Origin of the sequence: Nocardiopsis sp. NPDC050513 (assembly GCF_044457925.1) — a bacterium.
Lineage (GTDB): Bacteria > Actinomycetota > Actinomycetes > Streptosporangiales > Streptosporangiaceae > Nocardiopsis.
Genome location: NZ_JBITHK010000005.1, coordinates 342223 through 367457, shown reverse-complemented (window position 1 = coordinate 367457; position 25235 = coordinate 342223). Strand labels below are relative to the sequence as shown.

Here is a 25235-nt window from a genome sequence, read left to right as displayed (position 1 = left end):
TCGGTGCGGTGGGCTCTGGGGCGGGGCCCTGGTCTGGAGGGGAGGTGCCCTCGGCCGTCGGCGGGCGGGGCGGTCTGGGGGCGCGGGCGGGATCGGGGTGTGCCGGGGCTGGGCGGGTGGGGCGGGGCTGGCCGTGAGCGGGCTCGGGGGCGCCCTGGTGGGACCTGAAGCGCGGGGCTCGGCGGGTGGGGCGGGGGCGTGGCGCTGGACCGGTCCCGGAGACGTCTGGGACAGGACCGGGCTGGGCGTGGGGGAGTTCTCGGGCCGGGGGCCCACGGTCACGCGGCCCGGCCGGGTGGGGCCCGTGCGGAGGCCGCCGGTGGTGGGCCGGGCGGTGCCCCGGGCACACGGGAAGGCGCCCCGGGACGGTGTCCCGAGGCGCCTCGTGGTGTTCACGGCGTCGTCGCGGCCGGGCGGGGGGCGTCCGCGACGGTGGGCGGGCTACTCCTCGACGGAGTACTCCTCGTATCCGGCCGTCTCGTAGCCTTCCTCGCCGAAGCGGAAGATCTGGAAGGTGGCGGAGGTCGGGTCGCCGTTCTCGTCCCAGTCGATGTTGCCGCTCACACCCTGGTAGTTGATCTCCTCGCCCTCGGCGAGCAGGTCACGGCACTCGGAGAAGCTGCCGCACTCGGTGCCGTCGGGGCTGGTCACGCTGCCCAGCTCGGCGGAGTAGTCGGCGGGGTCGGCGCTCTCGGCGGCCTCGGCGGCCAGGGCGATCGCGGTGACGCAGTCGAAGACCTGCGGGGCGAACTGGTAGACCTCGAGGTCGGGGGCGAACTCGGCCAGGCCCTCGTTGAACTCGGGGTTGTCGGCGCCGGGAGCGACACCGGTGATGCCGGTGACGATGTCGGGGTTGCTCTCGTCGACGGTGCTGCCGAGCTCGGGCGAGTTGAGGCCGTCGGTGATGTAGAGCTGGTCGCCCTCCACGCCGCTCTCCAGGAGCGAGGCCAGCACCTGGCCGCCCTCCTCGAAGGAGATGAGCGCGATCGCGTCGGGGTCTTCGCTGGTCACGTTGTCGACGACGCCGGAGAAGTTGGTGGCGTCGGGGTCGTAGGTCTCGGTGACGACGACCTCGGCGCCGAGCGCCTCGAGTTCGCTCTGGAGGCCGCCCATGTAGCCGGAGCCGTAGTCGTCGGCGCGGGCGACGATGCCGACGGTGACGTGGCCGTCGTCCACGATCTGGCGGGCCATGACCGGGCCGGAGAGGAGGTCGCTGGGCGCGGTGCGGTAGTAGAGGCCGTTGTCCTCGATGCTGGTGAGGTCGGGCGCGGTGTTGGACCCGGAGCACTGGACGATGCCCGCGCTGGTGATGGTGTCGTAGGACGCCTGGGTCATGGAGGAGGCGGCGGCGCCGATGACGGCGTTGACGCCGTCGCCGACGAGGGCGTTGGCGGCCTCGTTGGCCTGGGCGGCGTCGCCGGCCTCGTCACCCTCGACGAGGGCGGGGACCTCGGTGCCGAGGAGGCCGCCGGCCTCGTTGATCTCGGAGATGGCGTACTGGGCGCCGCTGAGCTGGGGCGGGCCGAGGAAGGCGAGCGCGCCGGTCTGGGGGTAGAGGATGCCGAAGGTGAAGGCCTCGCCTCCGCCGCCGCTGCCTTCACCGTCGCTCTCTCCGCCGTTGCCACACGCGGTGAGTCCGAGTACCAGGGCCGCGGTCGCGGCTGTGAGGCCTAGCAGCTTCTTGCTTGCCATGGTCGTGGTCAACTCCGTTCAACGGACGAAGCACGGGCTGCGTGGCGCAGACGTGCGGTGGTGCGAATGCGTCCTGTATGCCCGCGTTGTATGGCATTGCTTAATCAGGAGCGTTAGCGGAGCTTAATCATGGAAGTGAGCGGCGTGGAAGTACGGTTCGGGCGTTGGTGCCGACTCGCCGTCAGGCTGTTATGGCTCTGTAGTCATCCCTGCTCGTCAGGGCTGTGACGTTGGACGGACGGCCCTGTTTCAGTGATCGCGGGGTGGCGATGTGTCGTGGCCGGTGGGCACGACGAGGCCCGGCCGTCGAGGTACGCGGTGCCGTGTGGGGGCGTTCGGTGCCGTCGTCGACCGGGCCTGGTGACGTCTTCGGTGTGCCGGGTGGGTTCGGCTTCGGGTTCGGCGCGGTCCGGAGCGCGCCTGTCCGGACCACGGCGCTCCCGTGGCCGGGGCTCGGTCGGGTCCGCCTCTTCGGCGGGCCCGTCCTGGGTCAGGAGCTGGGGAGCTCGCGCAGCATGCAGGTCAGCCGGGAGGTGCACACCTTCGTGCCGTTCTCGTCGGTGATGGTGATGTCCCAGGTGGCGAGGGTGCGGCCGAGGTGCACGGGTGTGGCGACGCCGGTCACGTGGCCCTCGGTGGCGGAGCGGTGGTGGGTGGCGTTGATCTCGATGCCCACCGCGACGCGGCCGAACTGGGACGCGTGGATGGTGGAGCCGATCGATCCGAGGGACTCGGCCAGGACGCAGGAGGCGCCGCCGTGCAGGAGGCCGAAGGGCTGTTCGTTGCCCTGGACGGGCATCCGCCCGACCACGCGGTCGGCGGAGGCCTCGGTGACCTCGATGCCCATGCGGTCGGCGAGGGCGCCCATGGTGATGGTGCCCTCGTCGAACTGGGTGCGCAGGGACTCGATGTCTGTGGACATGGTGGTGCCTTCCGGTCCGGTGGGGTGCCCGAGTGGGGCGGTCGTGCGCGGCTCGGTCGCCGATCTCCTGGTGATGGCCGCGGATTGTCTGGTGCGCATCTTAGGATTCACCTGTGGTGACCAAGCGAGAGACCCCCGACCAGAATTCCCGTGCCGGCGCTGGGGCGGGCAGCGATTCCCCCGCGGCGGGCGGTGGCCGACGGCCCCGCCTGTTGCTCCTGGACGGCCACTCGATGGCCTTCCGGGCGTTCTTCGCGCTGCCGGTGGAGAAGTTCGGAACGAGCACCGGTCAGTCGACCAACGCCATCTACGGCTTCACGTCGATGCTGGTCAAGCTGTTGCGGGACGAGGATCCCACGCACGTGGCGGTGGCGTGGGACCTGTCGGGGCCCACGTTCCGGCACGAGGAGTACGCCGAGTACAAGGACGGGCGGTCCGAGACGCCCGAGGCGTTCCCGTCGCAGGTGCCGCTCACCCAGGACCTGATGCGGTTGATGGGGGTGGCGAACCTGTCGGCTCCGGGGTTCGAGGCCGACGACGTGATCGCCACGCTCGCGTACCGGGGCGGCGAGGCGGGGATGGAGGTGCTGATCGCCTCCGGGGACCGGGACGCCTTCCAGTTGGTGACGCAGGACTGCACGGTGCTGTACCCGGGCAAGAGCCTGTCGGACCTCAAGCGCATGACCCCGGAGGCCGTCGAGGAGAAGTACGCCGTCTCGCCGGAGCGGTACCGGGACCTGGCCGCGCTGGTGGGGGAGAAGGCGGACAACCTGCCGGGTGTGCCGGGGGTGGGGCCCAAGACGGCGGCGAAGTGGATCGCCAAGTACGGGTCGTTGGACGAGCTGGTCGCCCATGTGGACGAGATCACCGGCAAGGCGGGCCAGAACCTGCGCGACCACCTGGACGACGTGCTGCGCAACCAGCGGCTGAACCGGCTGGCGACCGACGTCGACCTGGGGGTGGGCGTCGACGATCTGGTGATCGCGGAGGCGGACCGGGCGGGGATCGACGCGCTGTTCGACAACCTGGAGTTCGCGTCGAACCTGCGTGAGCGCCTGTACGCGGTGATCCGGGTCGGAGAGCCGGAGGGCGGCGCCGAGGCCGAGGCGGCGGAAGGGTTCTCCGTGGACGTCACCGCCGCCGGGACGGGCGGGGTGGCGGCGTGGCTGACCGAGCACGCGGCGGCCGACACGCTGACCGCCGAGGCGCCCGCGGGCCTGGCGGTCGACGGCGTGTGGGGGCAGGGGACCGGTCGGGTCGACGCCCTGGCAGTGTGCGTGCCGTCGGGCGCCGCGCTGTACGTGGACCCCGAGGTCCTGGACGCGGCGGACACCGACGCGCTGTCGGCGTTCCTGGCGGACCGGGCGCTCCCCAAGGTCGTGCACGAGTACAAGGGCGCCCTGCTGGCGTTGGGCGCGCACGGGTGGTCCCTGGACGGGGTGGTCAGCGACACGGCGCTGGCGGCCTATCTGGCGCAGCCGGGGCAGCGGCGGTTCGATCTCGCCGACCTGTGCCGCAGGTACCTGGGCCGGGAGCTGGAGGAGGACACCGACGGCGCGCAGCTGGCCCTGGACCTGGGAGACGGCGGTGACGCGGCGGGCGGCCGTCAGCGCCTGCTGGCGGTGCGGGCCGCGGCCACCCGTGATCTGGCCGGGGTGTTGGCGGCGGAGTTGGACAAGCGCGGCGGCGCGCATCTGCTGAGCGAGGTGGAGCTGCCGCTGGTGGACGTGCTGGCGCGGTTGGAGCGGGCGGGGATCGCCGCCGACCTGGAGTACCTGGAGGGGCTGCAGGGGGAGTTCGCGGCGGCGGCGCGCGGCGCGGTGGAGCGGGCGCACGAGATCGTGGGCCGCGATTTCAACCTGGGCTCGCCCAAGCAGCTCCAGCAGGTGCTGTTCGAGGAGTTGGGGCTGCCCCGGACCAAGAAGATCAAGACGGGGTACACGACCGACGCGGACGCGTTGGCGTGGCTGGCGACGCAGACCGACAACGAGCTGCCGGGCGTGCTGTTGCACCACCGGGACCAGACCAAGCTCAGGACGACGGTCGAGGGCCTGATCAAGACGGTCGCCGACGACGGCCGGATCCACACGACGTTCAACCAGACGGTGGCGGCGACGGGACGGTTGAGCTCGACCGACCCCAACCTCCAGAACATCCCGGTGCGCACGGACGTGGGGCGGCGGATCCGGCGGGCGTTCGTGGTCGGGGAGGGCTTCGAGGAGCTGCTCACCGCCGACTACAGTCAGATCGAGCTGCGGATCATGGCGCACCTGTCGGGGGAGCGGGCGCTGATCGACGCGTTCAACAGCGGTTACGACTTCCACGCGCACATGGCGGCCCAGGTGTTCGGCATCGGGGTCGACGAGGTGGACGGCGAGAAGCGGTCCCGGATCAAGGCGATGAGCTACGGGCTCGCCTACGGGTTGAGCGCGTACGGGCTGTCGCAGCAGCTGGGGATCGCGCCGGACGAGGCGAAGAAGCTGATGGAGGACTACTTCGCGCAGTTCGGCGGGGTGCGCGACTACCTGCGCTCGGTCGTGGACGACGCCCGCAAGGCCGGGTACACCGAGACCATCCTGGGGCGGCGGCGGTACCTGCCGGACCTGACGAGCGACAACCGGCAGCGTCGGGAGATGGCGGAGCGGATGGCGCTCAACGCCCCGATCCAGGGGTCTGCGGCGGACATCATCAAGGTGGCGATGCTCCAGGTGGACGCGGCGCTGACCGAGGGCGGGCTCGCCTCGCGGGTGCTGCTCCAGGTGCACGACGAGCTGGTGGTGGAGGTGGCGTCGGGCGAGCGGGAACGGGTGGAAAACCTCGTGACGCACGAGATGAGCACGGCGTACGATCTGCGCGTCCCGTTGGCCGTGTCGGTCGGTAGCGGGCAGAACTGGCACGACGCCGCGCACTAGGTGAACTGACCACGGAGGTCGGTGACGCGGGCGGCGGAGGGCCGCCGGGTGCGCCCTTGCGCCGCCGGGTGTGCCCTTGCGCCGCCGGGTGCGCCGCTACGCCGCCGGGTGTAGCCCTTGCGCCGCCGGGTGCGCCGCTACGCCGCCGGGTGTAGCCCTTGCGCCGCCGGGTGCGCCGCTGGGTGCGCCCCTACGAGGAGGGAGGTGATCGCCATGACGGACGGTTTGACGATCGGTTCGGTCACGGTGCCGGCCGACGCGTTGGTGTGGCGGTTCTCCCGTTCCTCGGGGCCGGGTGGCCAGCACGTCAACACGTCCGACACGCGCGTGTCGCTGTCGCTGGACGTGGCCTCGTGCGGCGCGCTGGGCGCGACACGCCGTGAGCGCGCCCTGGAGAGATTGGACGGGCGCCTGGTCGACGGGGTGCTGACGGTGTCGGTGCAGACGCACCGGTCCCAGGCGCGCAACCGGGCCGAGGCACGCGAACGGATGGCGGCCCTGCTGGCGGAGGCCATGGCGCCGCCGACCCGGAAGCGTCGGGCCACGCGGCCGAGCCGGGCGTCCCGTCAGCGGCGTCTGGACGCCAAGCGGCGCCGCGGCGACGTCAAGCGCTCGCGGTCGCGGCCTTCCTGGGAGTGAGGCCGGTTCCGGCCCGGGGCGGTGTCGGGGTGGGTTGCGGTGTGGTGTCGGGGTGGGTTCCGGGGTCGGTGTCGGGGTGGGTTCCGGGGTCGATTTGAGGAACTTTTCTGTCGCTTGTCCGCTACGTTCCGCGTCCATGGCCGTGCGGTGGGGACACCGCCTCGGACATGGGGCGGCGTGTAGTTGATCTTGACCACCATGCTCGGGTAAATTGCCGCCAACTCGGCCTTCGTCGGGTTGGCGGTCCTGGGTTCCGATTGACCAGGACGCCCATGTCTCATATTCTGGCCGGAGCGTTGTGGGTTCGTGCGGGCGTCTGTCGTCCCCGGTTCGGGGATCGGCGATCGCACCGCTTCGGTCAACACTCTGGACCCGGCGGCCAGTGGCCACGGACGGTTTCGCCTTCCGTGCTCCTGGTTCACTCTTCTGGATGACGGATCGACGGGCTCGAACTCGCGGCGTGCCCAATTTCTGAACCTGTCCGTATCCGGAGTCCACCCACAAATGACGAGCAGCACCGAGGCCACCTCGACACCCCAGGTAGCGGTCAACGACATCGGGTCCGAGGAAGCCTTCCTCGCGGCGATCGACGAGACCATCAAGTACTTCAACGACGGTGACATTGTCGAGGGCACCATCGTGAAGGTCGATCGAGACGAGGTCTTGCTCGACATCGGTTACAAGACCGAGGGTGTGATCCCGTCCCGGGAGCTCTCGATCAAGCACGACGTCGACCCTGGTGAGGTTGTCGCCGTCGGCGACCAGGTCGAGGCCCTCGTCCTCCAGAAGGAGGACAAGGAGGGTCGTCTCATCCTGTCCAAGAAGCGCGCCCAGTACGAGCGCGCCTGGGGCACGATCGAGAAGATCAAGGAAGAGGACGGCGTCGTCACCGGTACCGTCATCGAGGTCGTCAAGGGCGGCCTCATCCTCGACATCGGTCTGCGCGGCTTCCTGCCCGCCTCCCTGGTCGAGATGCGTCGCGTCCGCGACCTCCAGCCCTACGTCGGGCGTGAGCTCGAGGCCAAGATCATCGAGCTGGACAAGAACCGCAACAACGTGGTCCTGTCCCGCCGCGCCTGGCTCGAGCAGACGCAGTCCGAGGTTCGCCAGACGTTCCTCAACACCCTGCAGAAGGGTCAGATCCGCAAGGGCGTCGTCTCCTCGATCGTCAACTTCGGTGCGTTCGTGGACCTGGGCGGCGTCGACGGTCTGGTGCACGTCTCCGAGCTGTCCTGGAAGCACATCGACCACCCGAGCGAGGTCGTCGAGGTCGGCCAGGAGGTCACCGTCGAGGTCCTCGACGTGGACATGGAGCGCGAGCGCGTCTCCCTGTCGCTCAAGGCGACCCAGGAAGACCCGTGGCAGCAGTTCGCCCGGACCCACCAGATCGGCCAGGTCGTCCCCGGCAAGGTCACCAAGCTGGTTCCGTTCGGTGCGTTCGTGCGCGTCGAGGAGGGCATCGAGGGCCTGGTCCACATCTCCGAGCTGGCCGAGCGCCACGTGGAGGTGCCCGAGCAGGTCGTCCAGGTCGGCACCGAGATCTTCGTCAAGATCATCGACATCGACCTCGACCGCCGCCGCATCAGCCTCTCGCTGAAGCAGGCCAACGAGGCCGTCGAGCCCGGTCAGGTGGACTTCGACCCCACGCTCTACGGCATGGCCGCGGAGTACGACGAGCAGGGCAACTACAAGTACCCCGAGGGCTTCGACCCCGACAGCGGCGAGTGGCTCGACGGCTTCGAGGCTCAGCGCGACGAGTGGGAGCGCAGCTACGCCGAGGCGCAGTCCCGCTTCGAGGCGCACCGCAAGCAGGTGGAGGAGGCGCGCGCGGCCGAGGCCGACGCCGCCAACGCTCCTGCCGAGGAGGCCGAGGAGGAGTACACCGGCAGCCAGGGCGGCACCACGTCCGGCACGGAGTCGACCAGCGGTGCTCTGGCTTCGGACGAGGCGCTTGCCGCGCTGCGTGAGAAGCTCGCGGGCGGCGAGGCCTAGTCCGGTCGGGTTTGATCGGTCGGGTTTGGCCGGTCGGGTTGTGTCGGTCAGGTTTGGCTGGTCGGGTTTGATCGGTCGGGTTTGGCTGGTCGGGTTGTGTCGGACCGGGACTGGTCAGGACGGCCACGTGGTCGACCTGGGTGGTCCGGCCGGGGGTTCCTGTGGCCCCTGTGCGGTCATGCGACTGTGAGGTCCTGAGGATCCACTGACAGCCCCGAAGGGCCGTCCCCGCAAGGGGGCGGCCCTTCGTCGTGCCTGGTTGGCTGGAGACGGCGCTGGAGTTGGAGCTGGTCCTGGATCGCTGGTGGTGGTCGGGTTTTCGGTCGACCTTGTGGCTTGGCGGGGTGAGTGCGTTGTCGGCGGATCCCCTGTGGTGGGGCGCCCGCGACGGTGGCCCTCGAACCCCCTGTGGCCAGGCGCGCGGGGGACGCTCTGCCCAACCCCCTTGTGGTCCTGTACCGGTCAGGCCTCCCCAACCCCCCTGTAGCCGAGCAGGACAGGGATGCTTTGCCCAACCCCCCTGTGGTTGGGCGGGCGGGGAGGGTGTAGACCCCCTTTCCGGTGACGGGTGTGCGGACCGGTGTGGGGCTTGGGGCGGGTGTTGGCTGGACCGTCCACCCCCCGCTCCTGGGGTCGGGGGTGTCATCACTTCGGAATCACGTTCCCACGTGGTGGCCGCCTTCTGCATATCTGTGGACCGTCCGGGGTGACCGTAGGTGAGGGACCTCGCCCTCCGGAACGAATTCGCTGCGCGAACACGCCCTCCGGACGAGCCACACCCCCACCGGTGACCGGGGAGCCAGAACACCACACCCAACCCCCTGTGGACCCGAGAACCGGTCGACGCAACCCCTCTTCGGTGACCGGGGTGGGAGCGTTCGTGGTGAACCCCCTGTGGTCGGCCGACCAGGCCTGGGGTTTCGGGCGGGTGAAGGGCGGTGTGTGGAAGACTCGGCCCAGGAGGAGGCGACGTGATCGACATCCACCAGGCCACCCGCGAGGACGCGGGCGAGATCCTGACGCTCCAGCGTGCGGCGTTCGTCGACGAGGCGCAGGCGTACGGTGACCCGTTCATCCTGCCGCTGACCGAGGGGCTGGAGCGGATCGAGCGGCTGCTGGGGAAGGAGGACGCACTCGTTCTCAAGGCGGTCCTCGGCACGCGGATCGTCGGAGCGGTGCGTGCGAGCGTGGCCGGTTCCCACGGGGTGGTCGGCCGTCTGGCCGTCGCCCCGGACCTGAGGCGGCGCGGGATCGCCCGAGCCCTGCTCACGCGGGTGGAGCAGGAGCTGCGGGCCGGGTTCCCGGAGGTGACCGCGTTGACTCTGTTCACGGGAGCCCAGAGCGTCGACCGCCTGTACCGGGAACGGGGGTATGCGGAGACGCATCGGGAAAGGGTGGCCGAGCACCTGGTCATGGTGCACATGCGCAAGGAGTTGGTGGAGCCGTGCTGACAGTGGGACTCACCGGGGGGATCGGTTCTGGAAAGAGCGCCGTCTCAGCGGAGCTGGCCCGTCTGGGCGCGACGGTCATCGACGCGGATCTCATCGCGCGCGAGGTGGTCGAACCCGGGACGGAGGGCCTCGCCGAGGTCGTCGCGGAGTTCGGCGAGGGCGTGCTCACCCCCGAGGGGCGCCTGGACCGCGCGAGGCTCGGGGAGATCGTCTTCGCGGACGAGGACTCCTTGGGGCGGCTGAACGCGATCGTCCATCCCCGTGTGGGCAAGCGCAGTACCGAGTTGATGGAGCGGGCCCGGGCGGAGGGCGTCCGGGTCGTGGTCTATGACGTGCCCCTGTTGGTGGAGAACGGTCTGGGGCCCCTCTACGACGTGGTGGTCGTGGTGGACACACCGGACGAGGCGCGGGTCGAGCGGGTGGCCGCTGACCGGGGGATGCCCCGTGAGCAGGTCTGGGCGCGGATCCGGGCGCAGGCGGACCGCGAGAGCCGTCTGGCCGCCGCGGATCTGGTGGTGGACAACTCGGGTACGCGCGAGGAGCTGGTGGCGCGGGTCGGGGAGCTGTGGGACGCGCTGGTGGCGCGGGAACGTCAGGGGTGGTCGGTAGCGTAGGAGGCAGAGGCGGCTTCTTGAGGAGTGGGGACATGCGACCGGTCAGCGACATCAAGCGCAGTGAGGCACCGTTCGAGGTCGTCTCGGACATGACCCCCGCGGGTGACCAGCCGGCGGCGATCGCCGAGATCGCGCGGCGTGTGCGGGCGGGTGACCCGCACACGGTCCTGCTCGGCGCGACCGGTACGGGTAAGACGGCGACCGTGGCGTGGACGGTGGAGCAGCTCCAGCGGCCCACGCTGGTGATGCAGCCGAACAAGACTCTGGCGGCGCAGTTCGCGAACGAGCTGCGGCAGATGATGCCGAACAACGCGGTCGAGTACTTCGTGTCGTACTACGACTACTACCAGCCCGAGGCGTACGTCCCGCAGAGCGACACCTACATCGAGAAGGACTCGTCGATCAACGACGAGGTGGAGCGGCTGCGGCACTCGGCGACCAACTCGCTGCTCACGCGCAGGGACGTGGTGGTGGTGGCGTCGGTGTCGTGCATCTACGGTCTGGGAACGCCGCAGGAGTACGTGGACCGGATGGCGCAGCTGTCGGTGGGCATGGAGGTGGAGCGCGACGAGCTGCTGCGCCGGTTGGTGCAGATGCAGTACTCGCGGAACGACACCGCGTTCACGCGGGGCACGTTCCGGGTGCGCGGTGACACCATCGAGATCATCCCGGTGTACGAGGAGCTGGCGATCCGCATCGAGATGTTCGGTGACGAGGTCGAGCGGCTGATGACCCTGCACCCGTTGACCGGCGAGGTGCTGGGCGAGAGCCAGGAGATGTTCATCTTCCCGGCGTCGCACTACGTGGCCGGTGAGGAGCGCACGGAGCGGGCGATCGCCTCGATCGAGTCGGAGCTGGGTGGGCGGCTGGCCGAGTTGGAGGGCCAGGGCAAGCTGTTGGAGGCGCAGCGGCTGCGCATGCGCACGACGCACGACCTGGAGATGATGCGGCAGCTGGGGTCGTGTTCGGGGATCGAGAACTACTCGCGGCACTTCGACGGCCGGGAGGAGGGGAGCCCGCCGAACACGCTGCTGGACTACTTCCCCGAGGACTTCCTGCTGGTGCTGGACGAGTCGCACGTGACGGTGCCGCAGATCGGCGCGATGTACGAGGGCGACGCGGCGCGCAAGCGGACGCTGGTCGACCACGGGTTCCGGCTGCCGTCGGCGCTGGACAACCGGCCGCTGAAGTGGGAGGAGTTCACCGAGCGGATCGGGCAGTCGGTGTACCTGTCGGCGACGCCGGGCCGGTACGAGCTGCGCCAGAGCGGCGGCGACGTGGTGGAGCAGGTCATCCGACCGACGGGTCTGGTCGACCCGGAGGTCCTGGTCAAGCCGACCGACGGGCAGATCGACGACCTGGTGCACGAGATCCGTGTGCGTGCCGAGCGCCAGGAGCGGGTGCTGGTCACGACGCTGACCAAGAAGATGGCCGAGGATCTGACGGACTACTTCGCCGAGCTGGGCATCCGGGTGCGCTACCTGCACAGCGAGGTGGACACCCTGCGGCGGGTGGAGCTGCTGCGTGAGCTGCGTGTGGGCGAGTTCGACGTGCTGGTGGGCATCAACCTCCTGCGTGAGGGCCTTGACCTGCCCGAGGTGTCGCTGGTGGCGATCCTGGACGCGGACAAGGAGGGGTTCCTGCGCTCGGAGACCTCGCTGATCCAGACGATCGGCCGTGCGGCGCGGAACGTCGCCGGACAGGTGCACATGTACGCGGACAACGTGACCGACTCGATGCGGGCGGCCATCGAGGAGACCAACCGGCGCCGGGACAAGCAGGTGGCCTACAACGCCGAGCACGGTATCGACCCGACGCCGCTGCGCAAGCAGATCGCGGACATCCTCGACTCGCTGAACAGGGAGGACGTCGACACCGAGGAGCTCATGGCGACCGGGTACCGTAAGGGCGAGACGGCGCCGGTGCCCGCGCTGGGCGGCCGTGACACCACGAACATGCCGCGTGCGGAGCTGGCCGGGCTGATCGACCAGTTGAGCGCCCAGATGCACCAGGCCGCGGCCGATCTCCAGTTCGAGCTGGCGGCGCGGCTGCGGGATGAGATCGGTGAGCTGAAGCGGGAGCTGCGGGGCATGGACGCCGCAGGGGTGAAGTAGCTCCGACGAGGTCTCGGTACGGGAACGTTCCCGCAACGGAAGGGTCGCGTGGTTACCTTCGCGTGACATACCCTTGGGGTCATTGTCGTACATACCGGCCCATCCGGTCGCGGGGGAGTCCATGAAGGTTCGGCTGTTGGCAACGACGGGTGTCCTCCTGATCGGAGCCTCCTCCCTGGTCGGCTGCGCCCAGGCGCGCGGCGGCTCCGAACTGCCCGACCCGCTGCCGGTGGGCGCCGACGCGCAGCCCAGCCCGGTCAGCGACGAGGACACCCTGGTCGTGTCCGACGACGGCGCCCAGGTCCACCAGAACTGCGACGACCGTGAGATCGTGGTCACCGCGGACGACGCCGTCGTCGTCCTGGACGGCCCGTGCGGCCTGGTCAAGGCCTCCGGGCGGAACACCACCGTCGACGTCGGCTCGGCGGTCCGGATCGTGCTGGTGGGCGTGGACAACACGGTCTCCTTCGCCTCGGGCGACCCCGAGGTGATCAACCACGGACGCAACACCGCGGTGGCCCAGGGCGGGGTGGCGAGCGCCGCGCCGATCCGCTCCGGCGGCGTCGTGTCCTCGGATTGACCGCCCCGACACCCGGGAGCGACTCTCCATCGGTTACCGTGGTGCGCGTCCGTGCCCGAGGAGAAGGCGGGTGCGGGCGACGGATCGGACGGGCACACCTACGCGGAGTGAATTCTCGGAGTCCGTTGGTCGTTCGACGCCCCCGGTCAGGGGACTGGGCGGTACGGTCGACCAATCCCCGGGCCGGCAGGGCCGGGTGGCCCGACGGACGGGTGGGGAGCGCTTCGGGCGAGAGACCCGCTAGGGGAGGGGTGGATGAGCGGTTATGTGGCGCGGGTGCGGCACGACGAGTCGCCCGGAGGCGACCTCGGTCTGGACCCGCTGGTACGGTCCGCCGCCCAGCGCTGGGCCGCCACCGACCCCCTGCTGCCCGAGCCCGTCGGCTTCGCCCCCGGCTCCTCGCCGCTCGTGACGGTCAGCGACGAGGAGGGCAACACCGTCGCCGCCGGAAGCATGCACTACACCTGGTACCAGCCCGGTGAGGTCGGCCGGATCTGGGGCGTGCCCGACCAGCACTGGCTGACCCCCATCGTCGGCGGCCCCGACCCCGGCCGCGCCCTGGACTCCCTCCTGACCAGTTGGCGCGACCAGCTGGAGGAGCTGCCGACCGGCACCGGTTCGGAGTCGGCCGCGCTCGTGAGCTGGCCCGCCCGCGACGTGTGCGGCATCATCCCGCTCCAGCGGCACGGCCTGCAGCCCTACACGGTCCTGGCCGCCCGTCAGCGCCGCCGCGGGGTGCCCCCGTCCCTGCCGCCGCGCGACGTGACCATCCGTCTGGCCGACCGCAGCGACCTCACCCAGGTCGTGGCGCTCCTGATGGAGGAGCACCGCTACGAGCAGCACTTCGGCGGGGTGTTCCTCCAGCCGGACACCGCCGAGCAGACCCGCGAGGTCGCGGCGCGGGCGCTGAACCGGTCCCGTTCGTGGATCTGGCTGGCCGAACGGCGCGGCCGGGCGGTCGGCCTTCTGTGGGTGTCGCCGCCCGAGCGGTCCCGGTGGGCCAAGTCGCTGGTGAACGCGCGCCCGATCGCGCACATCGGCTACGGGGTGGTGACCGCCGCCGAGCGCGGCAACGGGATCGGGACGGCCCTGGTCGGCCAGGCCCACCAGGCGTTGGACAGCCACGGTGTGGGCGTGTCCGTGCTCAACTACGCGGCGATGAACCCGCTGTCCGGCCCGTTCTGGCACCGGATGGGGTACCGCCCGGTGTGGACGACCTGGGAGGTCCGCCCCGCGCTGGCCCTGCGCTGACCTCCGCCGGGGGTGGCCTGGGTCACCCCGGCGGAGGGGGCTCCACTAGCCTGTGGGCGTGGGACGCGACGGTGCGTGGAGAGGTGGGCCGATGGCCGTGGAGGAGCGTGCGCCCGGGGGCGCCGAACACGTGGAGATCGTCGAGGTGGGCCCGCGTGACGGCCTCCAGAACGAGGACACGGTGCTGTCGGTGGAGGACCGGATCGAGCTGATCGACCGGGCGGTGGACACCGGTGTGCGGCGGATCGAGGCGGTCAGTTTCGTCAACCCCAGGCGGGTGCCGCAGATGGCGGGGGCCGAGGAGGTCATGGCGGGCGTGCGCCGGGCGCCGGGGGTCTCGCACATCGGTCTGGTGCTCAACCGGCGCGGTCTGGAGCGCGCGGTGGCCGCGAAGGTGTCGGAGGTGAACGTCGCGGTGCCCGCCACGGACGGGTTCTGCGTCCGCAACCAGGGGTGCACGGTCGACGAGATGCTGGACGCGCTGGCGGCCATCGACGCCGATCTGGCCGGGACGGGGATCCCGCTGAGCGTGACCGTCTCGACGGCGTTCGGCTGCCCCTTCGACGGCGAGGTCGCCCCGGAGCGGGTGGTCGAGGTGGTCCGGCGGATCGCCGGGACGGGTGCGGTGGAGATCGCCCTGGCCGACACGATCGGGGTGGGTGTGCCGCGCCAGGTGACCGAGCTGGTGGAGGCGGTGGGCCGGGTCGCGGACGGGCGGAGGCTGCGCTGCCACTTCCACAACACCCGTAACACCGGTTATGCGAACGCCCTCGCGGCGGTCGACGCGGGCGTGCGGGTGCTCGACTCCAGTCTGGGCGGCTTCGGCGGTTGCCCGTTCGCTCCCGCGGCGACCGGCAACATCGCCACCGAGGACCTGCTGTACATGCTGCACCGCAGCGGGCTGCGCACGGGCGTGGACCTCGGGGAGGCGGCGGCGCTGGGCGCGTGGTTGGGTGAGCGCCTGGACAAGCGGCCGCCCGCCTACCTGGGGCGTGCTGGAGGTTTTCCGGGTTGAGGGGGCGACCCGTGATTGGGTTCAGGGTTTCCTGAATTCATAGATTCTTGTACTCTGGAGGCATGCTGCGCATCGCCTCCGAGATCGACGCCCTGGCCCGGTTCGGCCGCGCCCTGGCTGACCCCATCCGCTGCCGGGTCCTGCTCGCCCTGCGGGACGGCCCCGCCCACCCCGCCGAACTGGCCGAGGAACTGGACATCGGCCGCACCCGGCTGTCCAACCACCTGGCCTGCCTGCGTGACTGCGGACTGGTCGTCACCGTCCCCGTCGGCCGCCGGATCCGGTACGAACTGGCCGACCCCCGGCTCTCCCACGCCCTCGACGACCTGCGCGCCGCCGTCATCGCCGTGGAGTCCGACCGGCGCTGCGACGGCGAGGACGAGACGGGGTGTGACGCGTGAGCGCCGACGCCTCCGCCCGGGTCGACGGCGCCGCCGCCGACCCCCGCCGCCGTGCCGTCCTGACCCGCCGGATCCGTCTCCTGGTCGCGGCGACCATCGGCTACAACCTCGTCGAGGCCGCCGTGGCGATCTCGGCCGGGCACGTCGCCTCCTCGGCCGCGCTCATGGGGTTCGGTCTGGACTCCCTCGTGGAGGTCTCCTCCGCCGCCGCGGTCGCCTGGCAGTTCTCGGCCCGCGAGGAGGCGGTGCGCCGTGCCCGTGAGACCCGGGCCATGCGCGTCATCGCGGTCGCCTTCTTCGCGCTGGCGGCCTACGTCGCCGTCGAGGCGGTGCGAGCCCTGCTCGGCGCGAACGAGGCCGAGCCGTCCACGGTGGGGATCGTGCTGGCGGCGCTGTCCGTGGTCGTCATGCCGGTCCTGTCACTGGCCCAGCGCCGGGCCGGGCGCGCTCTGGGTTCGGCCACGGCCGTCGCGGACTCCAAGCAGACGCTGCTGTGCGCCTACCTGTCGGCCGCCCTGCTCGTCGGGCTCGTGCTCAACGCCGCTCTCGGGTGGGCGTGGGTGGACCCGGTCGTGGCGCTGCTCATCGCCGCCGTGGCCGTCAGGGAGGGCCGTGCGGCCTGGCGGGGGGACGCCTGCTGCGCTCCCAGCGGACTGGCCGCGGTGGCCGGGCCCGCCGACGGCGGTGCGGACGAGGACGCGTGCGGTTGCGCGCCCGGGTGCTCCTGCTGTTCCTGAGCGGGTCGGGCGCCGACCGGCGGCGTGCCCTGACGGGCCGCCACGGCGGGGGTCCGGGGGATCGGAGCAGGTCGCGGGCGGAACACGCGCGCGATAACCGGCGTTCGCAGGTGTAGGAGCACGGGGGGCCTGTTATCCTGGTGCCCCGTGGAGTCCGACGGACCGGGCAGAGGATCGCTACCGCCCGGCACCGGACCACCGCACGGCCGCTCAGTTCGCCCGAGCCCGCCGTAGCCACTCAACCCACGGGAGCATCACTTTGGCAGCCGCCGCGAGTACCAAGCACATTTTCGTTACTGGCGGCGTCGCCTCCAGTCTTGGCAAGGGGCTCACCGCCTCCAGCCTGGGCCGACTCCTGAAGTCGCGGGGCCTTCGGGTCACCATGCAGAAGCTGGACCCCTACCTCAACGTCGACCCGGGGACCATGAACCCCTTCCAGCACGGTGAGGTCTTCGTCACGGACGACGGAGCCGAGACCGACCTCGACGTCGGCCACTACGAGCGGTTCCTCGACACCGAGCTGTCCGCCTCGGCCAACGTCACCACCGGCCAGATCTACTCCAGTGTCATCGCCAAGGAGCGCCAGGGCGCCTACCTCGGTGACACCGTCCAGGTCATCCCGCACATCACCAACGAGATCAAGTCGCGCATCTACGCGATGGACGCGCCCGACGTCGACATCGTCATCACCGAGATCGGCGGCACGGTCGGCGACATCGAGTCGCAGCCCTTCCTGGAGGCGGTCCGCCAGATCCGCCACGAGATCGGCCGGGACAACTGCTTCTTCCTCCACGTGTCCCTCATCCCGTTCCTCGGCCCGTCCGGCGAGATGAAGACCAAGCCCACCCAGCACTCCGTGGCCGCCCTGCGCAGCATCGGCATCCAGCCGGACGCGATCGTGTGCCGCTCGGACCGCCCGATCACGCAGAGCCTGAAGTCCAAGATCAGCCTCATGTGCGACGTGGACGAGGCCGGTGTCGTCTCCACCCCCGACGCCCCGTCGATCTACGACATCCCCAAGGTGCTGCACCGCGAGGGTCTGGACGCCTACGTCGTCCGGCGCCTCGGCATGCCCTTCCGCGACGTGGACTGGACCGAGTGGGACGAGCTGCTGCACCGCGTGCACCAGCCCGACCACGAGGTCACCATCGCCATGGTGGGCAAGTACATCGACCTGCCCGACGCCTACCTGTCCGTCAGCGAGGCGCTGCGCGCGGGCGGGTTCGCCGCCAACACCCGGGTGAACATCCGCTGGGTGGCCAGCGACAACTGCGCCAGCCCCTCCGGCGCCGCTGCCGAGCTCGACGGCGCCGACGGCGTCCTCATCCCGGGCGGCTTCGGCGTGCGCGGGATCGAGGGCAAGCTCGGCGCCATCCGCTACGCCCGCGAGAACCGCGTGCCGCTGCTGGGCATCTGCCTGGGGCTCCAGGGCTTGGTCATCGAGTACGCGCGCAACGTGCTCGGTCTGGAGGGCGCCAACAGCACGGAGTTCGACGACAAGGCCGTCGACCCGGTCATCGCGACCATGGCGGACCAGACCGACGTCGTGTCCGGCGAGCGCGACATGGGCGGCACCATGCGCCTGGGCCTGTACCCCGCGGACCTGGGCGAGGGCACCCTGGCGCGGGAGCTGTACGACGGCGAGCAGCAGGTCTCCGAGCGGCACCGCCACCGCTTCGAGGTCAACAACGCCTACCGGCCCAAGCTGGAGGAGGCGGGCCTGGTGTTCTCCGGTCTGTCCCCTGATGGCAAGCTGGTGGAGTACGTCGAACTGCCCCGGGAGACGCACCCGTTCTTCGTCGCGACGCAGGCGCACCCGGAGCTGCGCTCCCGCCCGACCAAGGCCCACCCGCTCTTCCGCGGCCTGATCTCGGCCGCCCTGGAGTACCGGGAGTCCTGACGCGGAGTCGGGAGGGGCACGAGCCTGAGAGGCGAGCACATGGCCAGTGACACCCACCCGGCGCGCGCTGTCACGGGGGCGGACGCGAAGATCGCGGACGCCCCCGCGTCGTGGCCGGTGGAACGGTCGGAGGAGCGCTTCCGGGGCCCCAAGTGCGGGATGCGCACGGACTGGGTGCGGATGCCCGGCGCGCACGGCGAGGGCACCGCGGTCGTGGCCCGCGACTACATGGAGCACCCGGGCGCCGCCGCCGTCCTGGCACTGGACGGGGACGGGCGGGTGCTGCTCCAGCGCCAGTACCGCCACGCCACGCGCCACACGATGTGGGAGCTGCCCGCCGGGATGATCGACGTGGCGGGCGAGGGGCCGCTGGCCACGGCCCGGCGCGAGCTGGTCGAGGAGGCCGGACTGCGGGCGGGCGAGTGGTACGAGCTGCCCGGGTTCTTCCCCACGCCCGGTTTCTCCGCCGAGCGGATCCACCTGTTCCTGGCGCGTGGACTGTCGGAGGTGCCGACGGAGGAGATCGACTTCGTCCGCGAGCACGAGGAGGCCGAACTGGTGGCCGAGTGGGTGCCGTTGGAGGAGGCGGTGCGGCTGGTGATGGACGGCGCTCTGCGCAACGGCGCGACCGTCATCGGCATCCTGGCCGCGAGCGCGGCCGCGGGCGACGGCTTCGCGTCCCTGCGCCGCGTCCGCTGACCGTGGCCGACGATCTGGACGGCGCGGTGTCCCCCGCCCCCGGGGCGGTCGACCCGTTGGCGCGGGTGCGGACCGCCTTCCTGGACCACCTGTCCGCCGAGCGCGCGCTGGCGGACAACACCCTGGTGGCCTACCGGCGTGACCTGGCCCGCTACGCCGCGCATCTGGCCGGTCGGGGCGTGACCGACCCGGCCGGGATCGGGAGCGGGCACGTCGCGGACTTCCTGAGGGCCCTGCGCGAGGGCGGCGACGGCCACCCGCCGCTCAGCGCGGCCTCGGCCGGACGCGCGCTGGCCGCCGTGCGCGGGCTGCACCGGTTCGCCGTGCGCGAGGGATGGACGCGGACCGACCCGGCGGCGGAGGTGGCCCCGCCCGTGCCTCCGATGCGGCTGCCCAAGGCGGTCTCGCTGGAGTGCGTGGAGCGCCTGCTGGCCGCCGCCGGTTCCGGGGAGGCCCCGGGGACGGGTGACCGTGCGACGCTGCTCGCCCTGCGCGACCGCGCGCTTCTGGAGGTGCTGTACGGCACCGGAGCGCGGATCTCCGAGGCGGTGGGGCTGGACGTGGACGACGTCGGAGACGCCGTCGACGGGGACGAGGCCGTCGGGCTGGTGCGATTCCGGGGCAAGGGCGGCCGGGAGCGGGTGGTTCCGCTCGGCTCGTACGCCCGCGGGGCGCTGGGCGCCTACCTGGTGCGGGCCAGGCCCGTGCTGGCGGCGTCGGGGCGGGGCGGGGCGGGTGCCGGGCCGAAGGCGTCCGGTGAGGGTGGTGGGCGACGAAGTGGGGAGTACCGCGGCCGAAGGCCGTCCGTTGAGGGTGGTGGTGGGCGACGAAGTGGGGAGTACCGCGGCCGAAGGCCGTCCGTTGAGGGTGGTGGTGGGCGACGGGCGGGCGTGTTCCTGAACGCGCGCGGAGGCCGCCTGACCCGGCAGGGAGGCTGGGCGGTGCTCAGGGCCGTCGCCGACCGGGCGGGGGTCGAGGGTGTGTCCCCGCACACGTTGCGCCACTCCTTCGCGACGCACCTGTTGGACGGCGGCGCCGACATCCGGGTCGTGCAGGAGCTGCTGGGACACAGTTCGGTCACCACCACGCAGGTGTACACGCTGGTGACGGTGGACCGCCTGCGCGAGGTGTACGCCGCCAGCCACCCGAGGGCGCGCCGGTGAACCGCGCCGGAGGGGAGCGGGCAGGGGCGCGAACGCCCCTGATTCGCCGCGATCATGTTGAAGTGCGTCGTGTCGTCGTTCTAGAGTCGCCGCACAGAGGTACGTTGCTGTCGACATATTGAGTTTCCGACGGCGGCCGGGCGCGGGTGAGTCACCCTCCTCGCGGCCGTGGCCGGTCCGTGGGGGAGGTCAAGGGTTGTGAACTGGGAGAACGACGCGGCTGCGAACACCGCACCCGTCGGTGGGCAGGACCCCACCGACCCGGTGAGCAACCCCTGGGGGACGACACGCAACACGGGGGCGGAACTGCACACCAAGAGACCGGAGTACCAGTATCCGGTGCCGGAGCCGCTGGACGAACACGGCCCGGCACGAATCGTAGCACTGTGTAATCAGAAGGGTGGGGTCGGCAAGACCACCACCACCATCAACCTCGGTGCGGCCATCGCCGAGTACGGCAGACGGGTGCTGCTGGTCGACTTCGACCCGCAGGGCGCGCTCTCGGTCGGCCTGGGCCGACTCGACCCGCGCGAGCTGGACCTGACCGTCTACAACCTGCTCATGCAGCGCGACGTGGCGGTCGAGGACGTCCTGCTCAAGACCGACATCGACGGCCTGGACCTCATCCCGAGCAACATCGACCTGTCCGCCGCCGAGGTCCAGCTGGTCGGCGAGGTCGCCCGCGAGCAGATGCTCGGCCGCGCGCTGCGACCGGTGATCGACGACTACGACGTCGTGCTCATCGACTGCCAGCCGTCGCTCGGCCTGCTCACCGTCAACGCGCTCACCGCCGCCGACGGTGTCATCGTGCCGCTGGAGTGCGAGTTCTTCGCGCTGCGCGGAGTGGCGCTGCTCATGGACACCATCCAGAAGGTCCAGGAACGCCTGAACGAGAGCCTGGTCATCGACGGTTTCCTCGGCACCATGTACGACCCGCGCACGCTGCACGCGCGCGAGGTGCTCTCCACGATCGTCGACGGGTTCGGCGACAAGGTCTACGGCACGGTCATCAACCGGACCGTGCGCTTCCCGGACGCCACCGTCGCGGGGGAGCCCATCACCAGGTTCGACTCCTCCTCGGCGGGCGCCAACGCCTACCGGGATCTGGCCAAGGAGGTGCTGGCGAGGTGGCCTCTCAGCGGTCACGGCGTGTGACCCTGCCCGGGGCGGACGAGCTGTTCTTCCGCCCCTCCGGCACCGAACCGGAGTCGGATCCGCCGCCGACCGGACGCCAGCGCACGGCACCCGGGTACGAGGACCGGGACGACGCGGCCGAACACGGAGCCAGGAGCACGGGCGGCGCCTCGCGGGGAACCGCGAAGGCGCGCCGCGCGCCCAAGCCGAGCGGCCGCCAGCGCCACGACGAGAAGATCACCGTGTACGTCTCCGGCGCCGAGCTCCTGGCGCTGGAGCAGACGCGACTGTCGCTGCGCGCCGAGCACGGACTGTCGGCCGACCGCGGCCGTCTGGTCCGCGAGGCCGTCGCGGTGCTGCTCGCCGACTTCGAGGAGCACGGTTCGTCGAGCATGCTCGTGCGCAGGCTGAGCGAGGACTGAGCGAGGACTGAGCGCCCGGACCCGGCGTGGGGGAGCGCCGGGCCGGTCGCGGTGTCACCGGCGGGGCCTGGCCGGTGACACCCTTGTACGCATGAGTGAGACGACGTGGAGCCGCGGCCATGGCGGCTGACCAGGAGGCGCACCCACCCCCGGAGGAGACCGGGGAGGGGGATCCGCGCGCCTTCCAGGTGCACCTGGACAACTTCGAGGGCCCCTTCGACCTGCTGCTGGCGCTGATCTCCAAGCACAAACTGGACATCACCGAGGTGGCGCTGTCGCGGGTCACCGACGAGTTCATCGCCCACATCCGGGAGCACGGCGAGGAGTGGGACCTGGACCAGGCCAGCAACTTCCTGCTGGTCGCCGCGACCCTGCTGGACCTGAAGGCGGCCCGGCTGCTGCCCCGGGGCGACGTCGAGGACGAGGCCGACCTGGCCCTGCTGGAGGCCCGGGACCTGCTGTTCGCAAGGTTGCTGCAGTACCGCGCCTACAAGGAGGTCGCGGCGGTGATGAGCGAGCGCATGGTGTCGCAGGGCCGGCGGTACGCGCGGGCGGTCCCGTTGGAGGAGAGGTTCGCGTCGTTGCGGCCGGAGGTGTTCTTCCGGCTGGGACCGCAGGAGTTCGCGGCGCTGGCCGGGCGGGTGTTCACCCCCAAGGAGCCGCCGAGCGTGCCGGTCACGCACATCCACCAGACCAAGACGTCGGTCAAGGAGCAGGGCGAGCTCGTCGTGGCGGCCCTGCGCGAGCACGGGACGCTCACGTTCGCCGAGCTCACCGAGGGGTGTACCGGTACCTTCGAGGTCGTCGCGCGGTTCCTCGCCCTGCTGGAGCTGTACCGGGCCTCGAACGTCGGCTTCGACCAGCCCGAACCGCTGGGCGCGTTGTCGGTGACGTGGACCGGCGGCCAGGGCGAGGTCCGGGTGGAGACCGACTACGACGACGCGGTGGACGAGGAGGAGAGGGAATGAGCGCGGAGCACACGGCCGGTGTGGGGGATGTCTCGGCGCCGCCCACGCTGCGTCGGGACCTCGAGGCGGTGCTCATGGTGGTGGACCAGCCGGTGTCCGAGTACGACCTGGCGCGCGCCCTGGACCTGCCCGTGGAGGTGGTCGCCCGGACCCTGGAGGAGTTGTCCGGGGAATACACCGAGCAGGGGAGGGGTTTCGACCTGCGTGCGGTGGCCGAGGGCTGGCGTGTGTACACGCGGCCCGAGTGCGCCGACGTCGTCGAGCACTTCCTCCGGGAGGGGCAGGAGGTGCGGCTCACCCAGGCCGCCCTGGAGACGATGGCGGTCGTTGCCTACCGGCAGCCGGTCTCCCGTGGCAGGGTCTCCGCAGTCCGCGGTGTCAACTGCGACGGAGTTATGCGTACCCTCGTATTGAGGGGGCTGATCGAAGAGGCCGGACACGATCCTGAATCCGGCGCACTGCTGTATCGGACCACCTCCTATTTCCTGGAACGGTTGGGCCTGCGCGGCCTCGACGAACTGCCTGATCTGGCGCCGTTCCTCCCCGACGACATCGAAGGTCTAGACGACACCGGTGAGCACACCCAATGACAGTTCCCGCGGTGCGCGGGACGACGCCCCGCGCGGTGAGCGCGGCGACCACGACGACAACCGCCGGCGAGGCGGACGAGGCCCCCACGACCGGGGCCACCGCGGCGGAGGCGACCGCTCCTTCCGCCGCGACGACAGGGACCGCGGCGGATACCGCGGTCGGGATGACCGACGCCCGTACGGCCGCGACGAACGTGACTCCCGGGGCCCGCGCGGCGACCGGGGCGGTTTCGGCGGCCGGGACGGGCGTGACGACCGGGGCGACCGGCGTTCGTTCGGCCGTGACGACCGTGATTCCCGGGGCCCGCGCGGCGACCGTGAACACGGTGGTTTCCGCGGTGGCCGTGATGACCGCGACCGTGGTGGGTTCCGCGGGTCGCGTGACAACCGGGGCCCGCGTGACGGCCGTGGTTTCGGTGACCGGGACCGGCGTGACGACCGGGGCGACCGGCGTTCGTTCGGCCGTGACGACCGTGATTCCCGGGGCCCGCGCGGCGACCGGGGCGGCTTCGGCGGTCGCGATGACCGGCGTTCGGGCGGCTTCCGGGGTTCCCGCGACGACCGTGAGCGCGGTGGTTTCCGCGGTGGCCGTGATGACCGTGACCGTGGTGGGTTCCGCGGGTCGCGTGACGACCGGGGTCCGCGTGACGGCCGTGGTTTCGGTGACCGGGACCGGCGCGATGACCGCGGCGACCGGCGTTCGTTCGGCCGCGACGACCGGGGCCCGCGCGGCGACCGTGAACACGGTGGTTTCCGGGATTCACGCGGTGACCGGGGCGGTTTCGGCGGCCGGGACGGGCGTGACGACCGCGGTGACCGGCGTTCGTTCGGCCGTGACGACCGTGACTTCCGGGGCCCGCGCGGCGACCGTGAGCGCGGTGGTTTCCGCGGTGGCCGTGATGACCGCGACCGTGGTGGGTTCCGCGGGTCGCGTGACGACCGGGGCCCGCGCGGCGACCGGGGCGGCTTCGGCGGTCGCGACGACCGGCGTTCGGGCGGTTTCCGGGGTTCCCGGGACGACCGTGGACCGCGTGACGACCGGGGCCGTGGCGGCTTCGGTGACCGTGACCGCCACAAGGCCCGTAGCGCTGCCCCGGACAAGGGCGACCGCCGTCCGCGGGGAGGCTCCGAGAGCCGGGGCCCGGCATCGTCCGGTGGCGTCAAGAGCGAGTCGCAGCTGTCCAAGGCCGCGCGCGAGCGCCTGGCGGCCCTGCGCGCCGACTTCGACCCCAAGGACGAGGACCGTCCCGCCGAGGACCGCGACACCTACACCGACGTTCCCGACGGCATCCGCCTCCAGAAGGCGCTCGCCGCGGCCGGCGTCGCCAGTCGCCGCGCCAGCGAGGAGATGATCGCGGCCGGTCGGGTCAGCGTCGACGGGCAGGTCGTCCGCCGGTTCGGCGCCCGGGTCGACCCCGAGTCCTCGGAGATCCGCGTCGACGGCATGCGTGTCGTCACGGCCCCCGACAAGCTGTACTTCGCGCTCAACAAGCCGCGCGGCGTGGTCAGCACCATGTGGGACCCCGAGGGCCGTCCGACTCTGGCCGACTACACCGGCCAGACCGACGAGCGCATCTTCCACGTGGGCCGGCTGGACACCGAGACCGAGGGTCTGATCCTGCTCACCAACGACGGCGAGCTCGCCAACCGGCTCACGCACCCGCGCTACAAGGTCGTCAAGACCTACATCGCCAAGGTGCCGGGTCCGGTCCCGCACAGCGTGGTCAGGGAGATCCGCGGCGGTGTGGAGCTGGAGGACGGCCCGGTCGAGGTCGACTCCTTCCGGGTCGTCGACAACGACGCTCCCAAGGCCATGGTGGAGATCCGCCTGCACGAGGGGCGCAAGCACATCGTCCGCCGGCTGATGGAGGCCGTCGGCCACCCGGTCGCGGACCTGGCGCGCACCCAGGTCGGCCCGATCGACCTCAACGCCCTGAAGCTGGGCACGATGCGGGCGCTGACCTCGCGAGAGGTGAGCGAACTCTACGAGGCCGCGGGCCTGTAGATACAGTTGACGGCGGTCGTCGCCCCGGCTCCGG

General features: G+C 71.3%; 21 protein-coding genes. 19 read left to right on the top strand and 2 right to left on the bottom strand.

Translation table 11 applies throughout. The features are described 5' to 3' along the window. Positions 1 to 441: 441 nt before the first annotated feature. Together ACIBFB_RS11910 and ACIBFB_RS11905 are read right to left on the bottom strand one after the other, a co-directional pair. On the bottom strand, positions 442 to 1692 hold the full coding sequence (locus ACIBFB_RS11910) for an ABC transporter substrate-binding protein (RefSeq protein ID WP_397229064.1): 1251 nt from the start codon (positions 1690 to 1692) through the stop codon (positions 442 to 444). Between the two features lie 490 nt (positions 1693 to 2182). Further along, a complete protein-coding gene (locus ACIBFB_RS11905; protein ID WP_397229062.1) occupies positions 2183 to 2614 on the bottom strand; it encodes a PaaI family thioesterase in 432 nt (143 codons plus the stop codon). 113 nt (positions 2615 to 2727) lie between these two features. Between ACIBFB_RS11905 and polA the strand changes: the two genes are divergently transcribed. The 19 genes from polA to ACIBFB_RS11810 all read left to right on the top strand — a co-directional run bounded on the left by polA (position 2728) and on the right by ACIBFB_RS11810 (position 25201). Then, positions 2728 to 5526 (top strand): DNA polymerase I, encoded by a 2799-nt coding sequence (polA, locus tag ACIBFB_RS11900; RefSeq protein WP_397229060.1) that lies wholly within the window; start codon positions 2728 to 2730, stop codon positions 5524 to 5526. 213 nt (positions 5527 to 5739) lie between these two features. Beyond that, positions 5740 to 6165, top strand: a complete 426-nt coding sequence (gene arfB / locus ACIBFB_RS11895; protein ID WP_397229058.1) for an alternative ribosome rescue aminoacyl-tRNA hydrolase ArfB — start codon at positions 5740 to 5742, stop codon at positions 6163 to 6165. Between the two features lie 504 nt (positions 6166 to 6669). Continuing rightward, positions 6670 to 8157 carry a 30S ribosomal protein S1 gene (rpsA, locus tag ACIBFB_RS11890; protein WP_397229056.1) on the top strand — a complete coding sequence of 496 codons (1488 nt, stop codon included), beginning with the start codon at positions 6670 to 6672 and terminating at the stop codon, positions 8155 to 8157. A gap of 971 nt (positions 8158 to 9128) precedes the next feature. Further along, positions 9129 to 9608: a GNAT family N-acetyltransferase gene (locus ACIBFB_RS11885; RefSeq protein WP_397229054.1), complete on the top strand. Its 480-nt coding sequence runs from the start codon at positions 9129 to 9131 to the stop codon at positions 9606 to 9608. Continuing rightward, complete coding sequence (coaE, locus tag ACIBFB_RS11880) at positions 9602 to 10222, top strand: dephospho-CoA kinase (protein WP_397229052.1); 621 nt, start codon at positions 9602 to 9604, stop codon at positions 10220 to 10222. The genes ACIBFB_RS11885 and coaE overlap by 7 nt, the downstream gene beginning before the upstream one ends. A 32-nt stretch (positions 10223 to 10254) precedes the next feature. Beyond that, entirely contained in the window at positions 10255 to 12336 is a 2082-nt protein-coding gene (uvrB, locus tag ACIBFB_RS11875; RefSeq protein ID WP_397229050.1) for an excinuclease ABC subunit UvrB, read from the top strand. A gap of 121 nt (positions 12337 to 12457) precedes the next feature. Beyond that, positions 12458 to 12916 (top strand): DUF3060 domain-containing protein, encoded by a 459-nt coding sequence (locus tag ACIBFB_RS11870; RefSeq protein WP_397229048.1) that lies wholly within the window; start codon positions 12458 to 12460, stop codon positions 12914 to 12916. Between the two features lie 255 nt (positions 12917 to 13171). Further along, on the top strand, positions 13172 to 14167 hold the full coding sequence (locus ACIBFB_RS11865; RefSeq protein ID WP_397229046.1) for a GNAT family N-acetyltransferase: 996 nt from the start codon (positions 13172 to 13174) through the stop codon (positions 14165 to 14167). A 91-nt stretch (positions 14168 to 14258) separates the two neighbouring features. Continuing rightward, positions 14259 to 15182 carry a hydroxymethylglutaryl-CoA lyase gene (locus tag ACIBFB_RS11860; protein WP_397229044.1) on the top strand — a complete coding sequence of 308 codons (924 nt, stop codon included), beginning with the start codon at positions 14259 to 14261 and terminating at the stop codon, positions 15180 to 15182. A 62-nt stretch (positions 15183 to 15244) separates the two neighbouring features. Then, on the top strand, positions 15245 to 15583 hold the full coding sequence (locus ACIBFB_RS11855) for an ArsR/SmtB family transcription factor (protein WP_397229042.1): 339 nt from the start codon (positions 15245 to 15247) through the stop codon (positions 15581 to 15583). Beyond that, on the top strand, positions 15580 to 16320 hold the full coding sequence (locus ACIBFB_RS11850; RefSeq protein WP_397229040.1) for a cation diffusion facilitator family transporter: 741 nt from the start codon (positions 15580 to 15582) through the stop codon (positions 16318 to 16320). Before ACIBFB_RS11855 ends, ACIBFB_RS11850 begins: the two co-directional genes overlap by 4 nt. Positions 16321 to 16579: 259 nt before the next feature. After that, complete coding sequence (locus ACIBFB_RS11845; RefSeq protein ID WP_397229038.1) at positions 16580 to 18220, top strand: CTP synthase; 1641 nt, start codon at positions 16580 to 16582, stop codon at positions 18218 to 18220. Positions 18221 to 18259: 39 nt separating this feature from the next. Next, positions 18260 to 18919 carry an NUDIX domain-containing protein gene (locus tag ACIBFB_RS11840; RefSeq protein ID WP_397229036.1) on the top strand — a complete coding sequence of 220 codons (660 nt, stop codon included), beginning with the start codon at positions 18260 to 18262 and terminating at the stop codon, positions 18917 to 18919. A gap of 2 nt (positions 18920 to 18921) precedes the next feature. Next, the gene (locus tag ACIBFB_RS11835; RefSeq protein WP_397229034.1) at positions 18922 to 20082 is read left to right on the top strand and encodes a tyrosine recombinase; all 1161 of its coding nucleotides are present in this window, start codon (positions 18922 to 18924) and stop codon (positions 20080 to 20082) included. Between the two features lie 198 nt (positions 20083 to 20280). Next, entirely contained in the window at positions 20281 to 21237 is a 957-nt protein-coding gene (locus ACIBFB_RS11830; RefSeq protein WP_397229032.1) for a ParA family protein, read from the top strand. Beyond that, positions 21210 to 21638 carry a hypothetical protein gene (locus tag ACIBFB_RS11825; RefSeq protein ID WP_397229030.1) on the top strand — a complete coding sequence of 143 codons (429 nt, stop codon included), beginning with the start codon at positions 21210 to 21212 and terminating at the stop codon, positions 21636 to 21638. The genes ACIBFB_RS11830 and ACIBFB_RS11825 overlap by 28 nt, the downstream gene beginning before the upstream one ends. A gap of 119 nt (positions 21639 to 21757) precedes the next feature. Next, positions 21758 to 22606, top strand: a complete 849-nt coding sequence (locus tag ACIBFB_RS11820; RefSeq protein ID WP_397229028.1) for a segregation and condensation protein A — start codon at positions 21758 to 21760, stop codon at positions 22604 to 22606. Then, the gene (gene scpB / locus ACIBFB_RS11815) at positions 22603 to 23196 is read left to right on the top strand and encodes an SMC-Scp complex subunit ScpB (protein ID WP_397229026.1); all 594 of its coding nucleotides are present in this window, start codon (positions 22603 to 22605) and stop codon (positions 23194 to 23196) included. The genes ACIBFB_RS11820 and scpB overlap by 4 nt, the downstream gene beginning before the upstream one ends. Beyond that, positions 23180 to 25201 carry a pseudouridine synthase gene (locus ACIBFB_RS11810; protein WP_397229024.1) on the top strand — a complete coding sequence of 674 codons (2022 nt, stop codon included), beginning with the start codon at positions 23180 to 23182 and terminating at the stop codon, positions 25199 to 25201. The genes scpB and ACIBFB_RS11810 overlap by 17 nt, the downstream gene beginning before the upstream one ends. Positions 25202 to 25235 lie beyond the last annotated feature (34 nt).

Excerpts from the sequence above, each read along its gene's own strand:
- ACIBFB_RS11865 (WP_397229046.1), top strand. The coding sequence starts at position 13,172 with ATGAGCGGTTATGTGGCGCGGGTGCGGCACGACGAGTCGCCCGGAGGC.
- uvrB (WP_397229050.1), top strand. The coding sequence starts at position 10,255 with ATGCGACCGGTCAGCGACATCAAGCGCAGTGAGGCACCGTTCGAGGTC.
- ACIBFB_RS11855 (WP_397229042.1), top strand. The coding sequence starts at position 15,245 with ATGCTGCGCATCGCCTCCGAGATCGACGCCCTGGCCCGGTTCGGCCGC.
- ACIBFB_RS11820 (WP_397229028.1), top strand. The coding sequence starts at position 21,758 with ATGGCGGCTGACCAGGAGGCGCACCCACCCCCGGAGGAGACCGGGGAG.
- rpsA (WP_397229056.1), top strand. The coding sequence starts at position 6,670 with ATGACGAGCAGCACCGAGGCCACCTCGACACCCCAGGTAGCGGTCAAC.
- arfB (WP_397229058.1), top strand. The coding sequence starts at position 5,740 with ATGACGGACGGTTTGACGATCGGTTCGGTCACGGTGCCGGCCGACGCG.
- ACIBFB_RS11860 (WP_397229044.1), top strand. The coding sequence starts at position 14,259 with ATGGCCGTGGAGGAGCGTGCGCCCGGGGGCGCCGAACACGTGGAGATC.
- scpB (WP_397229026.1), top strand. The coding sequence starts at position 22,603 with ATGAGCGCGGAGCACACGGCCGGTGTGGGGGATGTCTCGGCGCCGCCC.
- ACIBFB_RS11910 (WP_397229064.1), bottom strand. The coding sequence starts at position 1,692 with ATGGCAAGCAAGAAGCTGCTAGGCCTCACAGCCGCGACCGCGGCCCTG.
- ACIBFB_RS11905 (WP_397229062.1), bottom strand. The coding sequence starts at position 2,614 with ATGTCCACAGACATCGAGTCCCTGCGCACCCAGTTCGACGAGGGCACC.
- ACIBFB_RS11840 (WP_397229036.1), top strand. The coding sequence starts at position 18,260 with ATGGCCAGTGACACCCACCCGGCGCGCGCTGTCACGGGGGCGGACGCG.
- ACIBFB_RS11870 (WP_397229048.1), top strand. The coding sequence starts at position 12,458 with ATGAAGGTTCGGCTGTTGGCAACGACGGGTGTCCTCCTGATCGGAGCC.